Origin of the sequence: Streptomyces sp. NPDC050263, assembly GCF_040655955.1 — a bacterium.
Lineage (GTDB): Bacteria > Actinomycetota > Actinomycetes > Streptomycetales > Streptomycetaceae > Streptomyces.
Genome location: NZ_JBFAKW010000036.1, coordinates 68127 through 75240, shown reverse-complemented (window position 1 = coordinate 75240; position 7114 = coordinate 68127). Strand labels below are relative to the sequence as shown.

General features: G+C 67.6%; 3 protein-coding genes and 1 pseudogene. 2 read left to right on the top strand and 2 right to left on the bottom strand.

Features of this window, described 5'->3' with window-relative positions:
• Positions 1–320 precede the first annotated feature (320 nt).
• Positions 321–2561, bottom strand: a complete 2241-nt coding sequence (locus AB0J04_RS18705) for an autotransporter-associated beta strand repeat-containing protein (protein WP_363169568.1) — start codon at positions 2559–2561, stop codon at positions 321–323.
• A 183-nt stretch (positions 2562–2744) separates the two neighbouring features.
• Here AB0J04_RS18705 and AB0J04_RS18700 point away from each other — a divergent pair.
• Positions 2745–3737, top strand: a pseudogene (locus AB0J04_RS18700) (glycoside hydrolase family 43 protein); the annotation flags it as partial.
• Positions 3738–3917: 180 nt separating this feature from the next.
• Entirely contained in the window at positions 3918–5330 is a 1413-nt protein-coding gene (locus AB0J04_RS18695; RefSeq protein WP_363169575.1) for an RICIN domain-containing protein, read from the top strand.
• 7 nt (positions 5331–5337) lie between these two features.
• On the opposite strand, the gene AB0J04_RS18690 is transcribed toward AB0J04_RS18695, so the two are convergent.
• Positions 5338–7020, bottom strand: coding sequence for a rhamnogalacturonan lyase B N-terminal domain-containing protein (locus tag AB0J04_RS18690; protein ID WP_363169567.1), 1683 nt, complete (start codon positions 7018–7020; stop codon positions 5338–5340).
• Positions 7021–7114 lie beyond the last annotated feature (94 nt).

The window sequence follows — 7114 nt, the reverse complement described above, 5'->3', positions numbered from 1 at the left end:
AAGTACGTCCAGTACGAGGACTTCCGGCCGGCACACCGAGAGCACGCACCGGACGCCGCTCCTTGACGGGCAAACGTTGCCTGCCGCGGCACTAGTCGAAGCAGCGGCGGACAGCCCGCTCTGTCCAGCAACTGAATGGATCGCTCACCATGTGGGATTTCGGGTTTCGGTAACGCTTTCCCGCACGCGTACGATGCCCTGCCGCCCCCTCACCACGCCCCGCCTCGCCTTGGAGATCTTCACGCACGGGTGACGGCGTGGGCGCAGGACGACCGGGGAGCGCGTTGCGTCGCACGATGGGTCGCCGCTCGAGAGTCGAGTCATCGTCCGTGCGCCGAGTGCCGCCCACCTCGACGCCGCCCTCCGCTCCGCGTGCGCTTGGTCGCCGGGACCAGCAGTGCGCCGAGCAGCCCGGCTGCCAGGACGTACGGCCACCAGCCGAACGCTCCGCTGTCGGCCGCGCCGACGTTGCGCGCTGCGTCCGTCAGGGAATCCGACGAGGCCTGCCGGGTCGGGCTTGCCGAAGGGCTCACGGTCGTCGCCGTCAGGACCACGTCGTTGCCGTCGCCGGCCTTGTAACTGATCCGGTAAACGGTGTCGGCGAGTTTCACCTCGGCGCCCTCGCGCAACCCGTCGAAGGTGCCGGTGGTGGGCGTACTGCCGCTGTGGTTCACGACGGTGATCTCCCGGACAGGGGTCTTCCCGGTCGTGGCCTGAGCGTTGCCGGAAGCGGTATCGGTATCGGTATCGGTTGAGGCGGAGGCCTTTCCGGGAGCGGTACCAGCACCCGCTGCCTCGGACGCCGTCCCCGTCCGTGCCTCCGTCCTCGTAGCCCTCTCTGCGGCGGACAGGTCGAGCCCGCCGCCCAGGACGACCTTGCCGCCCACCTTCAAGGGCGAGCCCGCCAGGACCAGCTGCCCCTCGTCGCTCTGCGTGTAGGCGCCGGTCACCGTCAGCCCGCCTGTGACCACGCCCTCGTTCGTCACGGCGCCCTTGACTGTGCCCGTGCCGCTGAGTGCGCTGGTCACCCGCAGCGCCGAGCCGCCGGTGTCCAGCCGCGCCCCCGCCGACGTCAGCCGGATCGCCCGGCTGTTGGCGAGCGTCGCTCCGCCCTTGAGCGCGAGGGTTCCCTGCTCGACCGTCGTCGTCCCGGTGTACGTCACGGCGGAGCCGGTGAGGGTCGTCGTCGCAGCTCCGGACTGGACGAGCGAGCCGCTGCCGCCGAGCCGGGACAGTGAGATGGCGTTCTTTGAGTTGCGCACGACGAGCGTGCCGTCGTTCACGATGCGGCGCCGGTCCGTTCCGGTGAGCAGGGACCCGTCTCCCTGCGCCGACCCCAGCCGCAGGACCGCTCCCTTGTTCACGGTTGTCGAACCGTCGTAGTACTGCGAGGCCGCGAAGGTGACGTCGTTTCCCTTGGTCCCGGCGATGACGACATCGCCGGCGCCGGGCGCGGCCAGCGTGTCGTGATACTTGCCGCCCCCGATCGGCGCGCCCAGGGTGACAGGACCGTTGTAGTCGAACGTGAGCAGCGACCGCCGTCCGCTGGCCTCGTGCAGGTTGATGTAAACGGTGTCTTTTGTTCCCGGCATGAAGATCTTGTGCGTGGTGCCGTCGCCCCACTGAACGTTCGCGCCCTCGACGTTGGTGCCGCGCTTGTTCAACTGGTGTGGAATCGCCCGCCAGTTGATGTCGGGGTCGCTGAGCGAGGGGCTGGTGTCGCCGCCCTGGTCGCTGTAGCTGTACTGGCCTGTGAGGACGACCTTGCTGCCGGGCCGCGTGTGGACGTTGACGTCGCTGCCGTACTGCCGTTGGTAGAAGTCCTGGCGCAGAGTGATCGTCTGATACAGCGGGGTGTCGATGATCCAGGATCCCTGGTTCAGGATCGCCCGGGTGCGGGGCAACGACACCGGGTACTCGGGGCGGCCGACCGCCATGCCGGTGCCGTTGTCGATGACCCCGGAGAAGGGGTGGGTGCCCGCCAGGTCGAGGGTGCCCCACATGTTGCGGGGCTGGGTGACCAGGCCCGACCCGCTGATCGTGCCGATGTTGAAAGTGCGGGTCAGCGACAGCCGTAGGGTTCCGTCGACGCGGACGTTGAGCTGGTTGAGTCGGTACCCGGGGGTGTCGTAGGGGAAGTGCCCGATCAGACCCGTACCCCCACCGGTGCCGTACTGCAGGGTCGTCCCGCGCTCCACGGTGATCGCGGGCGGGTCGGGGTTGGTGACGGTCGTGTACGGATGGTTTCCGCCCTGGGTGCGCACCACTTGGCGCCGGCGGGATTCGGGCAGGGCGAAGTCGCTGTCCTTGCTCAGAACGAGCGTGCCGCCGCCGCGCACGGTAAGCGTTCCCTGGCCGCGGAAAACGCCGTCGTACGTTGTCGTCCCGGCGGGCACGGTGATCACAGTGTCGCCGGTGAGCGTCACGTCCCGGTTCGCGAGGACGTCGGTGGTGACGTCCCGGGCGTCGGCGGCCACGGCCGGGGGAGCGGTGGCGAGGAGGGCCGCGACCGCCGCGAGGGCGCCGACGGCCGCGGCTGAGGTGTGGAGAGGGCTGCGCACGCATCGGAGACGCGCGGGCACGCCGCCGATAACAGAAATTCGTTCCGTCCGAGAGCCCGCCGCGGAGCCCTGCGGCCCAGCGGAACGCCCTCCTGCCGGAAAACTCCGGAAAGGGCTTTCCATCAAGTCCCGTCAGACCCGTTGACCTGCTCGTAACACACCCTTACCTTTTCGGCGTTCGTCATTCCACATCTCGTTCGCAGTTCCGAACGCCCCTCTCTCGAGAGGCAACCTGTGTGCCCCAACCCGCTCGTTCCCCACCGCGCAGACCCTCAGGTCCACCGCCATGGAGACGGTTTCTACTACTTCACGGCGACCCACCCCGACTACGACCGGATCGTGCTGCGGCGTTCCGTGACGCTGGCCGGACTCGCCGTCACTCCCGAGTCCGTCATCTGGAGGGCGCACCCCACCGGCGACATGGGCGCGCACATCTGGGCGCCGGAGCTCCATCACGTCGACGACGCCCGGTACATCTACTTCGCCGCGGCGCCCGCCGAGGACCCGTGGGCGATCCGTGTCCGGGTCCTGGAGAACACCGATCCCGATCCTTTCCAGGGCACTTGGACGGAGAGAGGTCGCATCGAGACGGCCTGGGACACCTTCTCCCTCGACGCCACCACGTTCGCCCACCGCGGCACCCGCTACCTCGCCTGGGCGCAGCACGACCCGTCCCGCGAGGGTCACAGCACGGCGATCGTGTTGTCCGCGATGGCGAACCCATGGACGCTGACGGGACATCAAGCCGTGCTGTCCTTCCCCGAGTTCGACTGGGAGTGCGTGGGTCACAAGGTCAACGAGGGGCCGTACGCACTCCGACGCCATGGCCGGATCCACCTCACGTATTCGGCGAGCGCCACCGACCACCACTACTGCGTCGGCCTGCTCACCGCCGACGCCGATCTCCTGGACCCGGCAGCGTGGTCCAAGTCGCCGGTGCCGGTGTTCGCCACCAGCGACTCCGCCGGCGTGTACGGGCCCGGCCACAACTCGTTCACGGTGGCTGAGGACGGCGAGAGCGACGTCCTGCTCTACCACGCCCGTCAGTACCAGGAGATCGATGGCGACCCGCTCGACGACCCCAACCGCCACACCCGGATCCAGACCTTCGGCTGGAACCCGGACGGTACCCCCGACTTCGGCGTCCCCGTCGCCGACACAGTGAAGGAGAGTGCGCGAATTGACTTCCTCGCCCGCCAGCCAAGCGTGTCGGCCAGTGGCCGGCGAACGCCGGTCCGCCCTGGCGGCGAACCGGCTTTCCCTGCCCTGCTCCGCAGGAGCTTCGTTTCTCCCCCGCAAGCGGGAGGTACCCCCACCCCGGCCCGAAGGCCGGGGTATCCACGAAGGAGAGAACGGATGAGACGTGCGTACGCGACCCTGCTCGCCCTATGTCTGGCGCTGACAGGCGCCCTCGCCGCTGCGGGACCGGCCCACGCAGCAGCCGTCACGATCGCCAACGGCACGCAGTTCACCGACACTTCGGGCAGTCCGGTGCACGCCCACGGTGGCGGGCTTCTCAAAGTCGGCTCCTACTACTACTGGTTCGGCGAGAACCGCAACGCCGACAACACCTTCCGCTACGTGGACGCCTACCGTTCCACCGACCTCAAGAACTGGGAGTTCCGCAATCACGTCCTGACCCAGTCGAGCGACTCCGAGTTGGCCACCGCCAACATCGAGCGGCCGAAGGTCATGTACAACGCGTCCACCGGGAAATTCGTGATGTGGATGCACAAGGAGAACGGCACGGACTACAGCGAGGCCCGGGCCGCTGTAGCCGTCTCGGACACCGTCGACGGAAACTACACCTGGCAGGGCAGTTTCCAGCCGCTCGGTCAGTACATGTCCCGTGACATCACGGTCTTCGTGGACACGGACGGCGCCGGGTACATGATCTCGGCGGCCCGCGAGAACTACGACCTGCAGATCTACCGGCTCACCGACGACTACACCGGTATCGCAGGTCTGGTCGCCGATCCCTGGCACGGAGGGCATCGCGAGGCCCCGGCGCTGTTCAAGCGAAACGGCGTCTACTTCATGCTCACTTCGGGCGCGACCGGCTGGAGCCCCAACCAGCAGCAGTACGCGACGGCGACTTCCCTCGCCGGCCCCTGGTCGGCCATGACGAACGTCGGAGACTCGACGACGTACGGCTCGCAGACCGCGTACGTCCTTCCCGTCCAGGGGACTTCGGGCACCTCCTACCTCTATCTGGGCGACCGCTGGGGCAACTCCTTCGGCGGGACCGTCAACGACTCCCGCTACGTCTGGCTGCCGCTGACCTTCCCGACGTCCACCTCGCTGTCGATGTCCTGGTTCCCCGAGGTCACCGTCGACACGGCCGTGGGAACGGTCACCGGCACGAGCGCCACCTACAACACGCTGATCGCCCGGCACAGCAGCAAGTGCGCGGACGTCACGAGCCAGTCCCTCTGGGCGGGAGCCCAGATCAAGCAGTACGACTGCAACGGCGGCAACAACCAGAAGTACTGGTTCAAGTCGGTCGGAAGCGGTTACTACCAGTTGGTCGTCAGGAGCAGCTCCCTCTGTGCGCAGGAGAACGCGAGCACGGTCAGCCAGGAGAACTGCAACGCGACGGCCACCGGCCAGCAGTGGTCGCTGACGACCTCGGGCAGCTACGTCAACGTCATCTCCCGTGCGAGCGGCGAGTGCCTGGACGTGAACGGCGCGTCCGCCGCCAACTCCGCCGCAGTCATCACCTACACCTGCAACGGGGGAACCAACCAGCAGTGGACGCGCGGTACATGACGTTTCGTCAGGCAAGCAGGTCGATCGCGTCGATCGACGTGCCCGCGCTGAGGTAGGAGGTGGACCCCGAACCGCTCACCACGTTGATCTTCAGCACGTTGTACTGGCTGGTGTCCGCGAGCCACGCACTCGCCGGGACGTTGTAGGTGAACGTGTAGTTGTTGCCCCGGTAGGACCCGTTCGTGAGGGACCGGGTGCTCGGCTGGGTGGGCGGGGAGGGGATGGCGGAGGTCCAGGCGTCGTTCACGACGACCTGCGGTCGTCCGTTCGCGTAGGCCGTCGTCACGCCGATGCGCAGGGTGTGCGCGGCGGCGGCCTGGGCCGCGGTCAGCCTGAAGTACACGAGCAGACCGCTGTTGACGTCCTTCCAGATGTAGCAGGGGAACGCCGAGGTCTCGCTGCCGCTGCCGATCACCACGTTGCCGGTCCAGGCGGCCGCCCGTGCGTCCGACGGATGCGCGTACGTCATGAGGTCGGCGTTCTTGAAGCCGCTCGGCGTACCGGTCCAGTCGTTGATCCGCCAGATCGCGCTCGCGTTGCCCGGGTCGTTCGAGGACGGGATCGCGATCGAGTTCAGGGTCGTCGTTCCGCCCGCGGACACCGTCACCTGTGTACTGTATACAGCCAGCTCGCTCTTGTAGACGGTCAGCGTGTACGTCCCGGGCAGTGCCCCCGCGATCGAGAAGTAGCCGTCGGACGACCTGGCCGAACCCCAGTACTGTCCCGCCGAGTTGGCGAGCCCGACCGTGTACGGATACGCGGTGTTGCGTCCGGTGATGCCGACTCCCGCGACCCGGCCGCGGCCGCTCGCGCCGACGTATCCGGAGATGCCGAGCGAGTCCGCCCAGGACGTGGTCAGGGTTCCCGGAAACAGCGACGCCGAGGGTGCGCCACCGTCCGTGAAGGCGATGACGTAGGGGCCCTGGAGGCCGAACCGCTGCTCCTCGGTCTGGTTCTGGCCGTAGTACAGGATCTCGTACAGGCCGCCGCCGTCGGCGCTCTGATGGCGCAGGAGGGAGCGGTAGAAGGGGCCGCCGGAGGCCTTCTCGTGGTTGCTGCGCACGATCCACAGACCGACGCCGCCCGTCGTCCAGCCGATGTAGTCGTAGTCGATGACGCGCAGCTTGGAGTAGTGCTTGGAGCGGGTCTGGCCGTCGGACTTCGCGAAGACGTCGGAGGCTTCGATGGTGCTGGTCGTGTAGGTGTAGGAGTCGGGCTCGTCGTTGAGGAACAGGCCGGCTTTGACGCGCACGATGTAACGGGTTGCCGAAACGGACGTGTCGGCCTTGTTGGTCCACAGGTAGACGTTGTTCTCACCGCTTCGGGCCGCGTAGTAGTGCTTGAGCGTGCCGTGCGTGACCGAGATCAGGATCGTCGAGCCGGACTGCGTGATCGTGACGGTGGAGCTGCCGAGTCCCGACTCGATGTGCGAGTTCATGCCGCCGTAGCCCTGGTACTCGGTGCCCCGGTAGACCAGTGAGGTCAGATCGCCGGTGGTCTTGCTGACCTTGAAGATCAGGTTGGCGCCGGTGTCGACGACGTAGTTCGATCCGTCGTCGGTGTAGCCGAAGGCCGCCGCGGCGGCCGGGACGGAGAGCGGCCCGGCGAGGGCGGCCGAGCCGGCGACGACCGCGGTGCCGAGGACGAAGGTGCGGCGTCGGACCGGCCTGTGGCTCTCGGTTCCGGACATGGGGGTGTCTCCTTCGGGAGGTGTGGGGGTGCGGGTGCCTGAGAGAGTGACAGTTGAATCGATTTCGCGAAAGGGCTTTCGCTTGCTGGAGGTT